Source organism: Methylobacterium sp. 2A (genome assembly GCF_009806555.1).
Classification (GTDB): Bacteria; Pseudomonadota; Alphaproteobacteria; order Rhizobiales; family Beijerinckiaceae; genus Methylobacterium.
Map to the genome: position 1 here is coordinate 21,699 of NZ_VUOK01000064.1, position 15,715 is coordinate 37,413.

Consider the following 15,715-nt stretch of genomic DNA (forward strand, 5'->3'; position numbering starts at 1 on the left):
CGCGGCGGCATCGCCCGACCGGCGCGGCGGGCGGCGCCGTCACCGTCGTGGTCGGGCCGCCCCCGGTCTCGGTCCGAGGCTGCGCCTGGACGCCGTCGGCAGCCATCACGGCCATGAGGATCGCGGGGCCGAGCATCGTGATCGGGCGAGCCGTCGGTCCGGGGCGCCGTACCGGGACGTAACGCGGCTGTGACCGCCGGGTTCGACCTGCGGAGCGATCCCCACCTTTGTTCGCCTTTGCAGACCCGGGCCGGCACCGTATCAGGGGCCGCCACACCGCCGCCGACCCTCGGACGCATCGAAACTCGGAGCCGCCGCGACGATGCGGGATCCCAACGCGATCGATTTCTGGCGCGGCTTCGCCCTGGTGACGATCTTCATCAACCATGTCCCGGGCAACACCTTCGAGCGCTACACCTTCTCGCAATACGGCATCTCGGACGCCGCCGAGCTGTTCGTGTTCCTGGCGGGCTGGTCGATCGGCATCGCGACCCGCGGCCGCGACGGTGTCCCGGAGCCGCCGGGCAAGAGCGTCCTGCGGCTGCTGAACCGGACCGTCGAGGTCTACCGGGCGCAGCTCACCGTGATGCTGCTGGCCTTGGCGATCATCGCGGGCGCGGCGCTGCTGCTCGACAACCCGCTCATCCTCGAATGGCACAATGCCGGCGGCTTCTTCGCGGACCCGATCCAGTCGGTCTGCGGCATGGCGCTGCTGACCTACCAGCTCGGCTATTTCAACATCCTGCCGCTCTACGTGCTGCTGATCGGCATCGCGCCGATCTTCGTCATCGTCGGCCGTTTCAGCCTCGTCGCGGCCCTGCTCCTCTCGGGCGGGATCTATCTCGCCAGCCTCGTCTTCGCGTGGAACGTGCCCTCCTGGCCCGGGGAGGGGGATTGGTACTTCGACCCCCTCTGCTGGCAGGTGCTTCTGGTGCTGGGCTTCGTGCTGCAGCGATGGAACGCCCGGTCCGGCGTCCTGCGCCGATGGGCGCGGCGGCTGTTTCCCGCCGGCATCGTCATCGTCCTTGTCGGGATCGTGCTCGCCGTGACTGAGATCCGGCCGGATCCGATGCTGGTGCCGGAGCCGCGTCTGCTGTTCACGTTCGAGAAAACCTATCTCACACCGGCACGTCTTGTCCATTTCCTGGGGGTATTGTTGGCGTTCGCCCCCGTTTACGCATTGCTCGCTCCCCGAATCGGCCCCATCGTCGGCTATCTGACCCAGCTGGGCCGGAACTCCCTGGCTGTCTTCTCGATGGGCTCGATCCTGAGCCTGATCGGGCAGCTCGTGCGTTTCCAGACCGGCGGCGGCCTGCCGATCGATATGCTGGTCGCCGGCACGGGCCTGATCGGGCTGGGATTGACCGCATGGTTCGTCGAGTGGCGCACCCGCAGCAAGTCTCCGAGGCCGCGGACGTGAGCGCGGCCCGGCCCATGTCGCCCCTGCGGACCGCGATCCTGGCGGCCCTGGTGCTGGCCGCTTCGGCGTCGCATCCCCTGGCCGAGCAGGCGGCGGATCCGGGCGCCGGGGAAACGAGCCTGTCGCTCGAATGCCGGGTTCCGGGTGCGCAACTCTACACCGCCGCCAAGCTCAGCGCTGTCCAGGCGGCTTTGGCCGAGAAGCGGCCGATCAAGCTGCTGGCGATCGGCGGCTCCACGGCCCCCGGGGCCTCCGCCTCCTATCCGGCCAAGCTCGAGGCGGCCCTGGAACGGGCTTTGCCGAAGGTCGACGTGGTGATCGACCACCGCGGTCTTCCGGGCGAAATCGCCTCCGGCGCCGCCGAGCACATGCGCACCATGGTGGTGGAGGCCGAGCCCGATCTGGTCGTCTGGCAGGTCGGCACCCATGACGCCATCGCCCGCGTGGAGGCCGAGGCCTTCGAATTGGCCCTCTCCGAGGCGGTGGCCTGGATCCGGTCCCACGGGATCGACGTGGTTCTGGTCGATCCGATCTACACCGCCAGCATGGCCGCGGATGCCGATTACAACCGGATCGTCGATGCGGTCCGGACCGTGGCGATGCAGCAGCAGGTGCCCCTGGTGCGGCGCTACGAAGCGCTGCACTACCTGTCGAGCCGCATCGACCGGGGCGAAGGACACTTCCTGGGGCGCCAGTTCCGCTTGAACGATCTGGGCCTGCGCTGCATGGCCGAGCACGTGGCGCTGACGATCGTCACGTCGCTCGCCAAGACCGAGACGCCCGCAGATCCGAAGGCGGCGCCCGCCGCGCCGCCCTTAACCGGGACGCAACGCGCACCGGGTTAGACCGGACAACCGGAGGTCGGCGCCCCGCCAGCCTTGAGTTCGGCGTCGTACGCCAAAAGCCGATCCCGATCGCTCTGGATTCGGGAACGGCTTCCCGGCCTATCGTGCCGCGCTCTCTTGCGCCGAACCGGCGTCCAGTTCGGCGGAGAGCGCTCCGATGTCAGCCACGGCTCTCCCGATCCGCGCCTTCCGGCGCCTGCGCGCCCTGCGGAACGGCCCGCAGCGGGTGGCGCTCGCGGTCTTCGCGATCCGCGTCGGCTCGGCCGGATTCGCCTACGGCGCCCAGGTCCTGGCGGCCCGGCTGATGGGCTGGGACGCCTACGGCATCTTCGCCTCCGTCTGGGTCTGGACCGCGATGCTCGGCCACACGCTGACGCTCGGCCTGTCGCAGGGCGCCTGCCGGTTCGTGCCCGCCACGCAGGCACAGGGCGACCTCGACCTCGCCCGCGGCTACATCCGCGCCGGCGCGCTGATGACCGGCGGGGCGGCGCTGGCGGTGGCGGGCCTCGGTGCGGCGCTGCTGTTCCTCGAACCGGAGCTGTTCGCCCCGGCCTACCGGGCGCCGGTCGCAGTCGCCCTCTGCGTGATGCCGCTCTTCGCGCTGCAGGATTATCTGGAGGGCGTGGCACGCAGCCAGAACTGGATCGGGCTCGCCATCGCGCCGCCCTACCTCCTGCGCCAGACCCTGATGATGGCCTGCATGGTCGCGGCAATCCTGCTCGGCGCCCCGCCGCGCGCGGAGGTCGCGATGGGCTGCATGCTGGTCGCCGCCGCGGCCGCAACGTCCGTTCAGGCAGCTCTCCTCGTCGCGCGCCTGCGCCGGCATCTGGCGCACGGGCCGCATCGCTATCGCTGGCGGACCTGGCTCGGCACGAGCCTGCCGATCGCCGCGATCGATCTCGCCAATGCCGGATTCACCTTCGTCGACGTCATCGTGCTCGGCGCCCTGGTGAGCCCGGCCGAGGTAGGCCTCTACTTCGCGGCGACGCGGATCCAGCAATTCGTCGTGTTCGTGCATTTCGCCGTCAGCGCCGCGACGCTCCAGCGCTACAGCGCCGCCCATGCCGTGGAGAACCGTTTCCTCCTGGCCGAACTCGTGCGGCGCCAAGCGCAGCTGACCGCGGCCGCGACGCTCGCGGTCGGCGGCGCGATCCTGGCGGCGTCGCCGCTGCTCCTGGCGATGTTCGGCGCGGGCCTCGGCGACAGCGTTCCGATCCTGTGCGTGCTCGTGGCCGGCAGCGTCGCGGCGAGCCTGTTCGGGCCGGGCGAGGATCTGCTGACCATGCTGGGCGGCGAGCGGCGCTGTGCAGCGATCACGGCGGCCGCGCTCCTCGCCGCCGCCTGCCTGTGCCTCACCCTGGTGCCGGCCCTGGGCGCGCTCGGCGCCGCCGTGGCGGTGGCGGTCGCCACCGTCGCGCGCGCCGGCTTCCTCGCCCAGGCCGCGGGCCGGATCCACGGTCTGCCGACGCCGATCTGGTCCGCGGGCGCCGTCCGATGAGCCGCGCCGACACCGCGCTCCGCCGGTCCGACCGGTCGATCTCCGACGCGGCGGCGCCGGCTGCGGAAGCCTGGGACGCGCTGTTCGCGGCCGCCGCCCACCCGCACCCGCATTTCTCGCGGCACGTCCTGGCGGCGCATGAAGCCGCCGGATTGCTGCCGGCTGGTTTGCAGTTCGTCACCGTCCGGCGGGGGGAGCGCCTCGTCGCGCTCCTGCCCTGCGCGCCGGCCCGCGACGTGTCGGCCCTGGGCGGCCGGGTGATGCGCCCGTTCCTCTCCCCCTTCGTGACCGCCACGGCGCCGCTGATCGCCGAGGGGCCGGACCGTGCCGCGCATGCACACGAGCTGGTGGCCACCCTCGAAGCGGCCTCCCGCGGTGCGGCCTGGCGCTGGCCCCTGCTGCCGACCCAGGAGGGGGCGGTGCCGGACCTGCTGGCGGCCATGCGGGCACGCGGCTGGGCCGTGGGTGTCGTGGCGGCCTTCGACCGCCCGGTCATGGATCGGCGGGCCGACCACGACGCCTTCCTGGCCGGTCACCCGAACCGGTCCCGGTTCAAGGATCTGCGCCGCCGGGCCCGCCGCCTCTCGGAGATCGGCACCGTGGCGTTCGAGAGCGCGAGCGCGGGGGCGGACCTCGCCCGCTTGGTCGCGGCGTTCCTCGACCTGGAACGCGCCGGCTGGAAGGGACGGGCCGGCACCGCCTTGGCCTGCCGGCCGGAGACCAAGGCGCTCGCCGACGCCCTGTTCGCGGACGGGGCGGGTCCGGTGACAGTCCGGGCGGACGCGCTGACCCTCGACGGCCGGCCGATCGCGGTCAGCCTCGCGCTGGTCGGCGGCGGCACCGCGACGCTGCTGAAGACCGCCTACGACGAGGATCTGCGCAGCCACGCCCCGGGGCTGCTCCTGGAAGCCGAGATCGTGCGCGCCTGCCACGCGACCGGCTTCGCCGACCGGCTCGATTCGGCGACGCTCGACGGCTCGGCCCTGGAAAGCCTCTACCGGGACCGGACCGCCATCGCGGACATCATCGCGCTCCCCCCGGGCAGCCACGCGCTCTCCCTGGAGCGGCGGCTCCGGCTCGCGCGGTTCGAGCGGGAGGCGCGCGCCGCCGCCAAGCGAGCCCTGCGGCGGCGATAGCGCGGCGAGCGCGCCCTACCGGTTCCGGTACGGCCCGTCGCCCTCGACACGATCGTAAACCCCATGGCCGGTCCGGGCGCGATAGGCGCGGCCTGCGATCGCGCCGGGTGTCGGCGGCGTACCGGGCTGGGCAAAGCTCGTCTCCGGCCGGTAGGCCGGCCCCCAGCCGATCTCCTCGTCGCCCGCGGGATCCTTGCCGGGAAAGCCGGTGACGTAGCCGGTGCTCTGGGCGAACGCCGGTGCGGACGCGAGGCCGAGCAGGAGCGCGACGCTGAGGCGCAATCGTGTTCCGGAGCGCATTGATCCTATTCTCCGAGCGTGATCCGCCGAACGGATCGTCTGTGGCGTAAATCCATCCCTCGGATGCGGGTTTACAGGGCGCGCAATCATGCCGCGGCCTTGGCGGATCCGCCGCCGGAGGGGTTCGTCCGGGCCACAGGCGAAGGGCGGCTTCAGCGCGGAGACGCGGGCGTCATGGAAGACTGGAAGGCAGGGTTCCGGGCCGAATTGCGCGCCATCGCGATCGCGACCGGCGAGGCGGCATCCGCCCAAATCCCGGGCCTGCTCCGACGCCTTCATCGTCATCAGGCGGGGCTCGGCGGCAATCCGATCCTCGGTCTCTATCACCGCTGGCGCATCCGCAGCCTCGCCCGCGCCGTGGCGGATGCGCGCTGGCACGCGGAACAGGGGCGCATGGCGCGCCTCGGCGGCCTCGATTCGCGACGGTAGCGCGAGCGCCACGTCTGCGGCGGGCAGCGGCTACGCTGCGGCCGATGACGCCATGCGATTGCGGCGCGGTGCGACGCGACCGGCCGGAAGGCCCGATCCGGGCTGATCCGGCGCACCGGCCTGCGCGGCCGGCAGGCGCACGAGGACGATGGTGCCGACCGATTCCTCGGAGCGGATGCGCAGCGAACCGCCGTGCAGTTCCACGATCGAGCGCGTGATGGCGAGCCCCAGCCCCGACCCCTTGTGGCTGCGGGTCATCTGGGCCTCGACCTGCGTGAACGGCCGGCCGAGCCGGGCGATATCCGAGCGCCGGATGCCGATGCCGTTATCGACCACGTACAGATGGGTGCTCGCGCCGGCGCGTCGTGCACGGACCGCGACCTGCCCCCCGGCCGGGGTGAACTTCACGGCGTTCTGCACGAGGTTGGCGAGGATCTGTTGCAGCGCGCTCGGATCCGCCAGCAGGTCGAGATCCGGCGGCACATCCGTGCTGATGGTGATCGCCTTCTCGTCCGCAACGGCCGCGAAGGGCGCGATGGCCGACGACACCGCAGCCTCCGCCGGGACCGCCCGGGGGCTCAGCCGCACGCGGCGCGCTTCGAGCCGGGCCATGTCGAGGATGTCGTCGATCATCGACAGGAGGTGCGAGCCGCTCTCGCGGATGTCGCGGCAATATTCGGTGTAGCGGGGCGTGCCGAGGGGGCCGAGCACCGCGTTCTCCATCACGTCGGCGAAGCCGATGATGGCATTGAGCGGCGTGCGCAACTCGTGGCTCATATTGGCCAGGAACTCGGCCTTGGCCTTGTTCGCCGCCTCGGCGACGGCCTTCTGGTCGAGGTAGCGCTCGGCAAGGTCGGCGAGTTGCTGAGTCTGGAGTTCCAGGGTCCGGCGGGAGCGCTTGAGATCCTTCACGGTCTCGATCAGCTCGCGTTCCGAGGCCTGGAGCTGCTCCTGATGGCGCTTCAGGCTCGTGATATCGGTGCCGACCGAGACGTAGCCGCCGTCCTTGGTGCGTCGCTCGCTGATCTGGAGCCAGCGGCCGTCCGCCAGCTCGGCCTCGAAGGTCCGGGACGTCGCGCCGCCGGGTGCGAGGCCGACATCGGGCAATTCGCGCCGGATCTGCGGCAGCACGCCCCGCCGCATCACCTCCGCGTAGCTCTGGCCCGAGCGGGCGTCCTCCGGGCTGAGGGCGTGGAGATGGCGGAACTTCGAATTGCACAGGACCAGCCGGTTTCCGGTATCCCAGAGGACGAAGGCCTCCGAGATCGCCTCGACCGCGTCGCGCAGGCGCATGTCGGCCGCCGCGTTGGTCTCCTCCAGGGCGCGCTGCTCGCTGATGTCGGTGGCGATTCCCACGAGGTGCTGGCTGCCGTCCACGGCGTTCACCACCACCTCGGCCCGGGCGCGGAACCAGACATAGGCCCCGTCGGCGCCGCGCATGCGGAAGGCGTGGTCGATATGGGTCTGGTTGGCCGCCACCCCGCGGGCGAGGCTGTAGAGGTCGCCGTCATCGGGATGGACGAGGCCGTTGACGTCGCCGAACGAGAGATACTCGTGCTGCCGCCGGTAGCCGAGCAGGCTGTACATCGAGTCGGACCAGTAGATCCGCCCCCGGGCGACATCCCAATCCCAGAGGCCGCAGGCGCCCCGGCGAAGCGCCGTCTCCAGGCGCCCGCGGATCGTCTCGCGGGCGCGGTCGGCCCGGGCCGCCTGCCGGGTCTGGAGACCGTAGGCGAGCCCGACCCCGACGATCACGATGGCGGCGGCGGCGATCAGGACGATCTGGTCCCGCGTGCGGGCACTCCAGCCCTCCAGCAGCGGCTCGATCGGCTGGAGCACGGCCACCTGCCCGGCGCCGCCCGGCAGGCTGTGCATGGCGGCCAGCACGCTCTGGCCGTTGGGAAGATCGAGCGCGATGGCGCCGGCGCGCTCGCCGAGGCCGGAGAGCGGCTCGCTCTCGCCGAGCACCTGGGACAAGGTCTCGAGGTGAGCCGGCAGGGGCGGATGGGCGGCGACGATGCGCGTATCAGGGCGGACCAGCAGCAGCCGCCGGCCCGAATGCCGCCCGCTCTCCGGCATCAGCGCGCGCAGATCCGCGCCGACGATCCCCGTGGGGCCGATGGCCCGCGCGGCCAGGCGCGCAAACCCTTCGATCTCCGTCTGGGCGACGGCCAGGATCTCGGCGCGCTGGCCGCGGATGTGGAGCGCGGCAAGCCCGGTCAGGCAGGCCAGGAACATTGCCAACGTGCCCGGCACGGCGAAGCGCAGCCAGCGCTCGGCCTGCCCGAATCGTGTCTCCTGGCTACGCCCCGGCCAGGAGACAGCAAGAGTCGATTCCGCACGCGCGGAGAAGGAAGCGGAACCCGCCTCCGGCATGGCCGAACCTCGCCCGTGGGAACTGTGACCCAGTCGGAGCGCTCGGCCCCCCGAATCTCTGTGAATACAATCACCCCGCGGGGCGGTTTGTCCACGGATTTTTTACCATAAGGGCTTGACGGCCGGCGCCTGTTGCAGCGGTGCCAGAGATTCGATTTCTACCGTAAGGTCAGGTACTTAGCCGTCTCCCAGGGTGCGCGCGAGGATGTCGGCCGTGTCCCGGGAGAGGCCCGGGATCGCCTTGATCCCGTTGAGCATTTCGGCGGCTTTGGCGGCGCGCGATTTTTCGAGCCGGCGCCAGGATCCGAAGGCCGTCAGCATGCGGGCGGCAACCTGCGGGTTGGTCGAATCGAGCGCCGTCACCATCCGGGCCACGCACGAAAAACCGGCCCCGTCGCGCCGGGCGAACTGGGTCGGATTGCCGAATGCGAAGCTGCCGATCAGGGCGCGCACCCGATTCGGATTGGTGAGCATGAAGGCCGGGTGCTCCTGAAGCCGGGTGATTCGCTCCAGCGTGCCGGCCTCGGGGATCTGCGCCTGGATGGCGAACCACTTGTCGAGGACCAGGGGCTCGTCGGCGTAACGCGCTGCGAACTCGGCCAGGGCCGACTCCCGGGTCTCGCCCGGGATCAGCGCCAGGGTGGTGAGGGCCGCGAGGCGGTCGGTCATGTTGGTGGCACCCGCAAGCCGCTCGGCGGCCCGCGCCGCGCCGGCCTCGGGATCGCCCGCCGCGACCAGGTCGAGGGCGGCGTTGCGCAGGGACCGGCGCCCGGCCGATGCGGCGTCCGGGCTGTAGGGCGCGCCCGCGACCGGGGCGAGGGCGGCGTCGATCCGCTCCAGGCGCGCCCTCAAGGTCCGGCCCAGATAGGCCCGGAGGTCGCAGCGCGCCCGGTGGATCGCGTCGGGATCGACATCGGCCGGCAGGGCGTCGGCGGCCTCGCCCTCGCTCGGCAGCGCCAGCACCAGGGCCGCGAAGGCCGGATCGGCGAGCGCCTCGCCGTCGAGGAAGCGGCCCAGGGCCTCCGCGAAGGCCTCCATGCGGCCGGCATCGGGTTCGAGGATCAGCCGCAGCGCCACGTCCTGCGCGGCCTGCCAGCGATTGAACGGATCGCTGTCCTGCGCCAGCAGACGCATGCGCTGCGCGTCGGTCAGCGCGAGGTCGAGCCGCACCGGCGCCGAGAAGTCGCGCAGCACCGAGGGGACGGGCTCCTCGGCGACGGTCTCGAACACGATCTCGGCCGCCGGGTGGTCGAGGACGAACACGCCGTCGCGCACCTGTGCACAGGTGGCGCCGGTCAGCGGGCCCGAGGCGCCGACGAGACCGAGGGCGACCGGGATGACCAGCGGCGGCCCCTCCTGTCCATCGGCGTCGGGAAGGCTCTGCGCGAGCCGCAGGGTGTAGCGGGCTCCTTGCGGATCGTACGTGCCGGAGACCGAGAGGCGGGGCGTGCCGGGGCGCTCGTACCAGCGGGCGAAGGCCGACAGGTCGCGCCCGGTGACGGCCGCGAAGGCCGCGAGAAAATCCTCGACCGTGGCGGCGCGCCCGTCATTGTCGGCGAAGTACCGGTCCATGCCGGCCCGGAACGCCTCGGCGCCGATCAGCGTGCGCAGCATCCGGACGATCTCGGCGCCCTTGTCGTAGACGGTCGCCGTGTAGAAGTTGTTGATCTCCGCATAGGCCCGCGGCCGGACCGGGTGGCGCAGCGGCCCGGCATCCTCGGGGAACTGGCGCGCCCGGAGCGAGCGCACCTCGGCGATCCGATGGACCGGCCGGGAGCGCATGTCGGAGGAGAATTCCTGATCGCGGAAGACCGTCAGGCCTTCCTTCAGGCAGAGCTGGAACCAGTCCCGGCAGGTGACCCGGTTGCCCGACCAGTTGTGAAAATACTCATGGGCGATGATCGCCTCGATGGCGGCGTAGTCGCCATCGGTCGCCGTCTCGGGGCTCGCCAGCACGTATTTGTCGTTGAAGATGTTGAGCCCCTTGTTCTCCATGGCGCCCATGTTGAAGTCCGACACGGCGACCACGTTGAACACGTCGAGGTCGTAGACGCGGCCGAACGCCGTCTCGTCCCAGGCCATGGAGCGGATCACGGCGTCGAGGGCGTAATCCGCCCGGTTCTCCTTGCCGGGCTCGACATAGACCGCGCAGGTGACGGCGCGGTTGTCCATCGTGGTGAACCGCGTCTCGACCTTGCCGAGCCGGCCGCCGACGAGGGCGAACAGGTAGGCGGGCTTCGGGTGCGGATCGTGCCAGATTGCGAAGTGCCGGTCGGCGCCGACCGGGCCGGACTCGACGCAGTTGCCGTTGCCCAAGAGGATCGGCGCCTCGGCCCGGTCGGCCTCGATCCGCGTGGTATAGACCGCCATGACGTCGGGCCGGTCGAGGAAATAGGTGATGCGGCGGAAGCCGTCCGCCTCGCACTGCGTGCAGTAGACGCCGTTCGAGCGGTAGAGCCCCATCAGCTTGGTGTTGGCCGTGGGGTCGACCTCGGTGACGAGGCGCAGGCTGAAGGGTTTTCGGGGCGGGGCGAGCAGGCTGAGGCCCGAAGGGGATGCCGTGTAGGCGTCGGGTGCGAGCACCGCGCCGTCGAGGGCGACCGAGACCAGCCGCAAGTCGTCGCCGTCGAGAGTCAGGGGCGCCCCCGGCAGCCCAGCCGGGTTCGGGCGCAATGCCAGGGTCGCGTCGATCCGGGTCGCATGCGGGTCGAGGCGGATGTCGAGGTCGACGCGATCGATCAGGTAGTCGCTCGGCCGGTATTCCTCCAGGCGGATCAGCGGCGGCGTCTCGGTGCGCATGCGGCTCTCACTCCGGGTGTTCGCTGCGATCCCTTCTGGTCGCTCGCAGCGCCCCGCGCAACGCCGGCGGGCGCCGGGGCAGGTCGCGACCGGCCGCGCATTCCGGCCTACCCTCGGCCCCGGACCCATCCTATCTTAGGAACGCGATCGGCCGACGCGGAGTCGGCCACGTTGGTTCTCCCCGAGGGCATCGCGATGGCCCTCGTCGCAGCTGAGGGATTCTCCCCGATGGAATACCTGCACACCATGGTCCGGGTGGCCGATCTCGACCGGGCCCTCGCCTTCTACGTCGATACGTTCGGCCTGCAGGAGGTCCGCCGCGTCGAGAACGAGAAGGGCCGCTACACCCTGGTCTTCCTGGCTGCCCCCGGCGACGCCGCCCGCGCCGAGGAGACGAAGTCGCCGCTTCTCGAACTGACCTACAACTGGGACCCGGAGACCTATACGGGCGGGCGCAATTTCGGGCACCTCGCCTATCAGGTCGACGACATCTACGCCTTCTGTGCCAAGCTCCGGGACAAGGGCGTGACCATCAACCGGCCGCCCCGCGACGGCTACATGGCCTTCGTGAAGTCGCCGGACGGCATCTCGATCGAGATCCTCCAGAAGGGCGCCGCCAAGGAGCCGCAGGAGCCCTGGACCTCCATGGAGAATACCGGAACCTGGTGATCCGGTCCTTGACCCGGGCTGATCCGCGGGCGCATCTGCCCCTCGGATCAGCCGGCCGGGCGGCCGCTCCGGGCGCCTTTCGCGTCCGGGGAGGAAAGTCCGGGCTCCATGGAGAGACGGTGCCGGATAACCTCCGGCGGGGGTGACCCCAGGGACAGTGCCACAGAGAGCAGACCGCCCCGGACGCGTCCGGGGTCAGGGTGAAAGGGTGCGGTAAGAGCGCACCGCGGACGCGGCAACGCGGACGGCACGGCAAACCCCACCGGGAGCAAGACCGAATAGGGGCGGCGCGCCCTTCGCGAGAGGGGCAGGCCTTCTCTCCAGGCCAGTCGCCCGGGTTGGTTGCTCGAGGCGGTCGGCAACGACCGTCCCAGAGGAATGGCTGCCACGTCGGCGCGCGAGCGTCGGCCCTACAGAACCCGGCTTACAGGCCGGCTGATCCACCGCCACCGAAAAACCGCGCCGGCCCAAGGCCTTACTACCGGACCGCAGCGCTCGCTCCGGACCGGGCGGACGCGCATTTTCCAGCGCGGTAAAAACCTTCGGTTAACCTTGCCGGGTTCAGATCGATCCGCACGGCAGCGCCAAGCTCGTCCGTTGACGATCCTCCGAGGCCCATGATACCCGGCATCCTCCCGTCAACGGCGTGTATCGGATCGCCGGGCGCAACCTGTCTCAGGGCAGGGCCCGTCCGTGCGCGGCGTTTTGCGCACACCGCATCCGGTGCCGTTCCCGTCACGTGTGCCGCCCCCGTGCGGCCCGGCCCAGGGCACCATGAGACGCTTGAGCCGCATCCGCGTCCGGATTTCCGGACCGCGCCGCCATCCCGCTACCGGCCGCGCCGCCGCGCCGAGGCCCGCATGAACCGGCGGCGTCCCTCTCCGACGATGCCGGATCCGGCACCGGAACTCTGCCCGGCCCCACCGCACATCCCCGTCCTGCTCGACGAGGTGGCGATGGCCCTGAAGACCGAAGGCGGCCTCGCCATCGACGGCACGTTCGGTGCCGGCGGCTACACCCGCGCGCTGCTGGAGCGCGATCCGGCCCTGCGGATTCTCGCCATCGACCGCGATCCGACCGCGATCGCCGCGGGTCAACCCCTGGTTGCTGCCTCCGGGGGACGTCTCCAACTGGTGCCCGGCCGGTTCGGCGATCTCGACACCCTCCTGCGGGATGCGGGCGAGGCGCAGGCGGATCATATCGTGCTCGATATCGGCGTCTCGTCGATGCAGCTCGATGCGCCGGAGCGCGGCTTCTCGTTCCGCCACGACGGCCCCCTCGACATGCGCATGGGCAAGGACGGTCCGAGCGCCGCCGACCTCGTGAACGAGGCCGAGGAGACGGTGCTGGCCGACATCATCTATCATTACGGCGAGGAGCGGCGCTCACGGGCCGTCGCGCGGGCGATCCACGAGGCCCGCCGCCGCGGCCGGATCGAGACCACCGCGCAGCTGGCCGAACTGGTCGCCGGCGTCGTCCGGGCCGAGCCCGGAAGCCACATCCATCCGGCGACGCGGACCTTCCAGGGCCTGCGGATCGCCGTCAACGACGAGCTGGGCGAGCTGGTGCGCGCGCTCCACGCGGCCGAGCGGGTGCTCCGCCCCGGCGGCCGGCTCGCCGTCGTGACGTTCCATTCGCTGGAAGACCGGATCGTCAAGCAGTTCTTCGCCGCCCGCAGCGGCCGCTCTGCGCAGGGCTCGCGCCACCTGCCGGGGGCGCCGGCCGAGGCTGTGCGCAGCTTCACCCTCGTGACCAAGGGCCCGGTCCTGCCGGGCGAGGCCGAGACCGCGCGCAATCCCCGGGCCCGTTCGGCCAAGCTGCGCGCCGCCGAACGCACGGAATCCGACGTGCCGGAAGCGCTGGCGGCCCTGACCGCGCTCGCGAGCCTTCCCGAAGCCGCCCGCGGGGGCCACCGCCGATGATCCGCCTCCTCAACCTGCTGGCGGTGGTGGGGCTCGTCGCCTCGGCGGTCTACGCCTATTCGATCAAGTACGACACGCTCTATCAGGGCGGTCAGGTCTCCAAGCTGCAGACGGCCCTGCACACGGAGCGGCAGGCCATCGCGGTGCTGCGCGCCGAGTGGCAGCTCCTGACCCGGCCGGACCGGCTCCAGGCGGCCGTCGACAAGCACCTCGCCCTGGAGCCGATCGGCACCAGCCATCTGGCGCGCCTCTCGGATCTGCCCGCCCGGCAGGAGCGCGGCGACGAGATCGGCCGCCTGCTCGCCGCGACTGCGACCCCCAAGGACAGGGGCGGACCCGAGCCGCGCACCACCGGCTCGATCACCCGCACCGTGACCACGACCCGCACCCCGACGACGGCTTCGAGGTAGTCACCCGTGTCCGAAGACACCGATCAGATCCCGGACGCCGCGCCGGTGACCGACACCGAGGTCTCGGAGCACGAGGCCGCGCTTCTCGAAGCCGCCGCTTTGGCCCATGCCGCGGCCGCCCCACGCCCGATCCCGGAGGAGGCGCTCCCGCCGGTACCGCGGGCCGAGCGCGCCAAGGCGTTCCTGCGCAGCATGTTCCGGCTCGCCATCGAGCGGTCGCACATGCGCGTGGCGCTCGTCGGGCTGGTCTTCGTCGGGGTGTTCGGGACGATCTCGGCCAAGCTCCTGGCGATGGCGATCTTCGGCGACCCGCCGAGCCAGGAGCACCGGGTCGCGGCGGCCTCCTCCACGGCCTTCCGGCCCGACATCGTCGACCGCAACGGCGAGATCCTGGCGACCGACATCCGCACGGTCTCGGTCTTCGCCGAGCCCGGCAACATCTACGACAAGGACGAGGCGGTCGAGCTACTCACCGCGGTCCTGCCGGAGCTCAACGCGTCGGAGCTGCGCGCCAAGCTGTCCTCGCGCAAGGGTCGCAGCGGCGCCGGCTTCGTCTGGGTGAAGCGCGAATTGACCCCGAAGCAGCAGGCCGAGGTCCACCGGCTCGGCATCCCGGGCATCGGCTTCCTGCCGGACCACAAGCGCGTCTACCCGAACGGCGTCGCGGCCGCCCACATCCTGGGCGCCACCAACCTCGACGGCGTCGGCATTGCGGGCATCGAGAAGTACATCGATTCCACCGGCATTCAGGCGCTCAACAGCTTCGGCCTGATCAACAAGCAGGCCGACCTGAAGCCGGTGCAGCTCTCGATCGATCTGCGCGCGCAGTTCGCCGTGCGCGACGAACTCGCCTGGGGCATCGACCACTTCAAGGCCAAGGCCGGCGCCTCGATGATCCTCGACGTGAAGACCGGCGAGGTGATCGCGCTGGTGTCGATGCCCGATTTCGACCCGAACGATCCGAAGGACGCGCTCTCGCCCGACCGGATCAATCGCATGAATGTCGGCGTCTACGAGATGGGCTCGACCTTCAAGGCGATGACGCTGGCCATGGCGCTCGAATCCGGCAAGTACAACGTCAACTCGACCTTCGACACGCGCGGCGGCGTGCTGAACTGGGGCCGGCAGAAGATCCACGAATATCACGGCACCAACCGCGTCATCACCATGCCGGAGGTGTTCACGCACTCCTCCAACATCGGATCGGCCAAGATGGCCCTCGGCGTCGGCGTGCCCGGCCACAAGGCGTTCCTGCGGAAGATGGGCCTGCTCGACCGGCTGCGCACGGAGCTGCCGGAGAGCGCGGCCCCGATCGTCCCGTCGCGCTGGAGCGAGATCAACACGATCACCATCGCGTTCGGCCACGGCATCGCGGTGGCGCCGCTCCAGGCCGCCATGGCGGTGGGCGCCATCGTCAACGGCGGCGATCTCATCACCCCGACCTTCCTCAAGACCACGTCGGACGACGCGAAGGCGAAGGCGACGCACGTGCTCTCGGCCCAGACCTCCGAGGCGATGCGCTACATCATGCGGCTGAACGCCACCGAGGGCTCGGCCAGGAAGGCGGCGGTCCCGTACTACTTCGTCGGCGGCAAGACCGGCACGGCCGAGAAGGTGATCGGTGGCCGCTACATCCACAACCGGCTGTTCACGACCTTCATGGCGGCGGCCCCGATGAACGACCCGAAATACCTGTTCGTCACCATCATGGACGAGCCGCAGGGCCTGCCGGAGACGGGTGGCTACGCCACTGCGGCCTACAATTCCGGCGTCGTCACCGGCAAGGTGATCGAGCGGGTGGCGCCGATCCTCGGCCTGCCGCCGCAATTCGAGCCGCCGGCGCGTCCGTTCCCGCAAATGGTCAAGCTCAACGCCTACCACGTCAACCAGCTCGGCGGTCCGTGAGGGGGG

At 71.0% G+C, this 15,715-nt stretch carries 12 protein-coding genes and 1 other RNA gene; 10 read left to right on the forward strand and 3 right to left on the reverse strand.

Translation table 11 applies throughout. The features are described 5' to 3' along the window. Nucleotides 1-322: 322 nt before the first annotated feature. The 4 genes from FVE89_RS29725 to FVE89_RS29740 all read left to right on the forward strand — a co-directional run bounded on the left by FVE89_RS29725 (nt 323) and on the right by FVE89_RS29740 (nt 4,899). Complete coding sequence (locus FVE89_RS29725) at nt 323-1,420, forward strand: OpgC domain-containing protein (protein WP_161393756.1); 1,098 nt, start codon at nt 323-325, stop codon at nt 1,418-1,420. Between the two features lie 14 nt (nt 1,421-1,434). Beyond that, a complete protein-coding gene (locus tag FVE89_RS29730) occupies nt 1,435-2,265 on the forward strand; it encodes an SGNH/GDSL hydrolase family protein (RefSeq protein ID WP_161393757.1) in 831 nt (276 codons plus the stop codon). 157 nt (nt 2,266-2,422) lie between these two features. Beyond that, nucleotides 2,423-3,763 (forward strand): lipopolysaccharide biosynthesis protein, encoded by a 1,341-nt coding sequence (locus FVE89_RS29735; protein ID WP_161393758.1) that lies wholly within the window; start codon nt 2,423-2,425, stop codon nt 3,761-3,763. Next, on the forward strand, nt 3,760-4,899 hold the full coding sequence (locus tag FVE89_RS29740; protein ID WP_161393759.1) for a GNAT family N-acetyltransferase: 1,140 nt from the start codon (nt 3,760-3,762) through the stop codon (nt 4,897-4,899). Before FVE89_RS29735 ends, FVE89_RS29740 begins: the two co-directional genes overlap by 4 nt. Nucleotides 4,900-4,914: 15 nt before the next feature. Here FVE89_RS29740 and FVE89_RS29745 read toward each other — a convergent pair whose 3' ends face one another. Continuing rightward, nucleotides 4,915-5,199, reverse strand: coding sequence for a hypothetical protein (locus FVE89_RS29745; RefSeq protein WP_161393760.1), 285 nt, complete (start codon nt 5,197-5,199; stop codon nt 4,915-4,917). A 174-nt stretch (nt 5,200-5,373) separates the two neighbouring features. On the opposite strand from FVE89_RS29745, the gene FVE89_RS29750 reads away from it, so the two are divergent. Beyond that, the gene (locus FVE89_RS29750) at nt 5,374-5,628 is read left to right on the forward strand and encodes a hypothetical protein (RefSeq protein WP_161393761.1); all 255 of its coding nucleotides are present in this window, start codon (nt 5,374-5,376) and stop codon (nt 5,626-5,628) included. 30 nt (nt 5,629-5,658) lie between these two features. Here the strand turns inward: FVE89_RS29750 and FVE89_RS29755 are convergent, their stop codons facing one another. Both FVE89_RS29755 and pepN read right to left on the reverse strand, forming a co-directional pair. Then, nucleotides 5,659-8,004: a PAS domain-containing sensor histidine kinase gene (locus FVE89_RS29755; protein WP_161393762.1), complete on the reverse strand. Its 2,346-nt coding sequence runs from the start codon at nt 8,002-8,004 to the stop codon at nt 5,659-5,661. 177 nt (nt 8,005-8,181) lie between these two features. Further along, nucleotides 8,182-10,803 carry an aminopeptidase N gene (gene pepN, locus FVE89_RS29760; RefSeq protein ID WP_161393763.1) on the reverse strand — a complete coding sequence of 874 codons (2,622 nt, stop codon included), beginning with the start codon at nt 10,801-10,803 and terminating at the stop codon, nt 8,182-8,184. A gap of 228 nt (nt 10,804-11,031) precedes the next feature. On the opposite strand from pepN, the gene FVE89_RS29765 reads away from it, so the two are divergent. The 5 genes from FVE89_RS29765 to FVE89_RS29785 all read left to right on the forward strand — a co-directional run bounded on the left by FVE89_RS29765 (nt 11,032) and on the right by FVE89_RS29785 (nt 15,709). Then, on the forward strand, nt 11,032-11,472 hold the full coding sequence (locus FVE89_RS29765) for a VOC family protein (RefSeq protein ID WP_161393848.1): 441 nt from the start codon (nt 11,032-11,034) through the stop codon (nt 11,470-11,472). Between the two features lie 47 nt (nt 11,473-11,519). Next, an RNA gene (gene rnpB / locus FVE89_RS29770) (RNase P RNA component class A) lies at nt 11,520-11,915 on the forward strand. A 444-nt stretch (nt 11,916-12,359) separates the two neighbouring features. Further along, entirely contained in the window at nt 12,360-13,394 is a 1,035-nt protein-coding gene (gene rsmH, locus FVE89_RS29775; RefSeq protein ID WP_161393849.1) for a 16S rRNA (cytosine(1402)-N(4))-methyltransferase RsmH, read from the forward strand. After that, nucleotides 13,391-13,804: a hypothetical protein gene (locus tag FVE89_RS29780; RefSeq protein WP_161393764.1), complete on the forward strand. Its 414-nt coding sequence runs from the start codon at nt 13,391-13,393 to the stop codon at nt 13,802-13,804. The genes rsmH and FVE89_RS29780 overlap by 4 nt, the downstream gene beginning before the upstream one ends. 6 nt (nt 13,805-13,810) lie before the next feature. Next, complete coding sequence (locus FVE89_RS29785) at nt 13,811-15,709, forward strand: penicillin-binding protein 2 (protein ID WP_342389606.1); 1,899 nt, start codon at nt 13,811-13,813, stop codon at nt 15,707-15,709. Nucleotides 15,710-15,715: the final 6 nt, after the last annotated feature.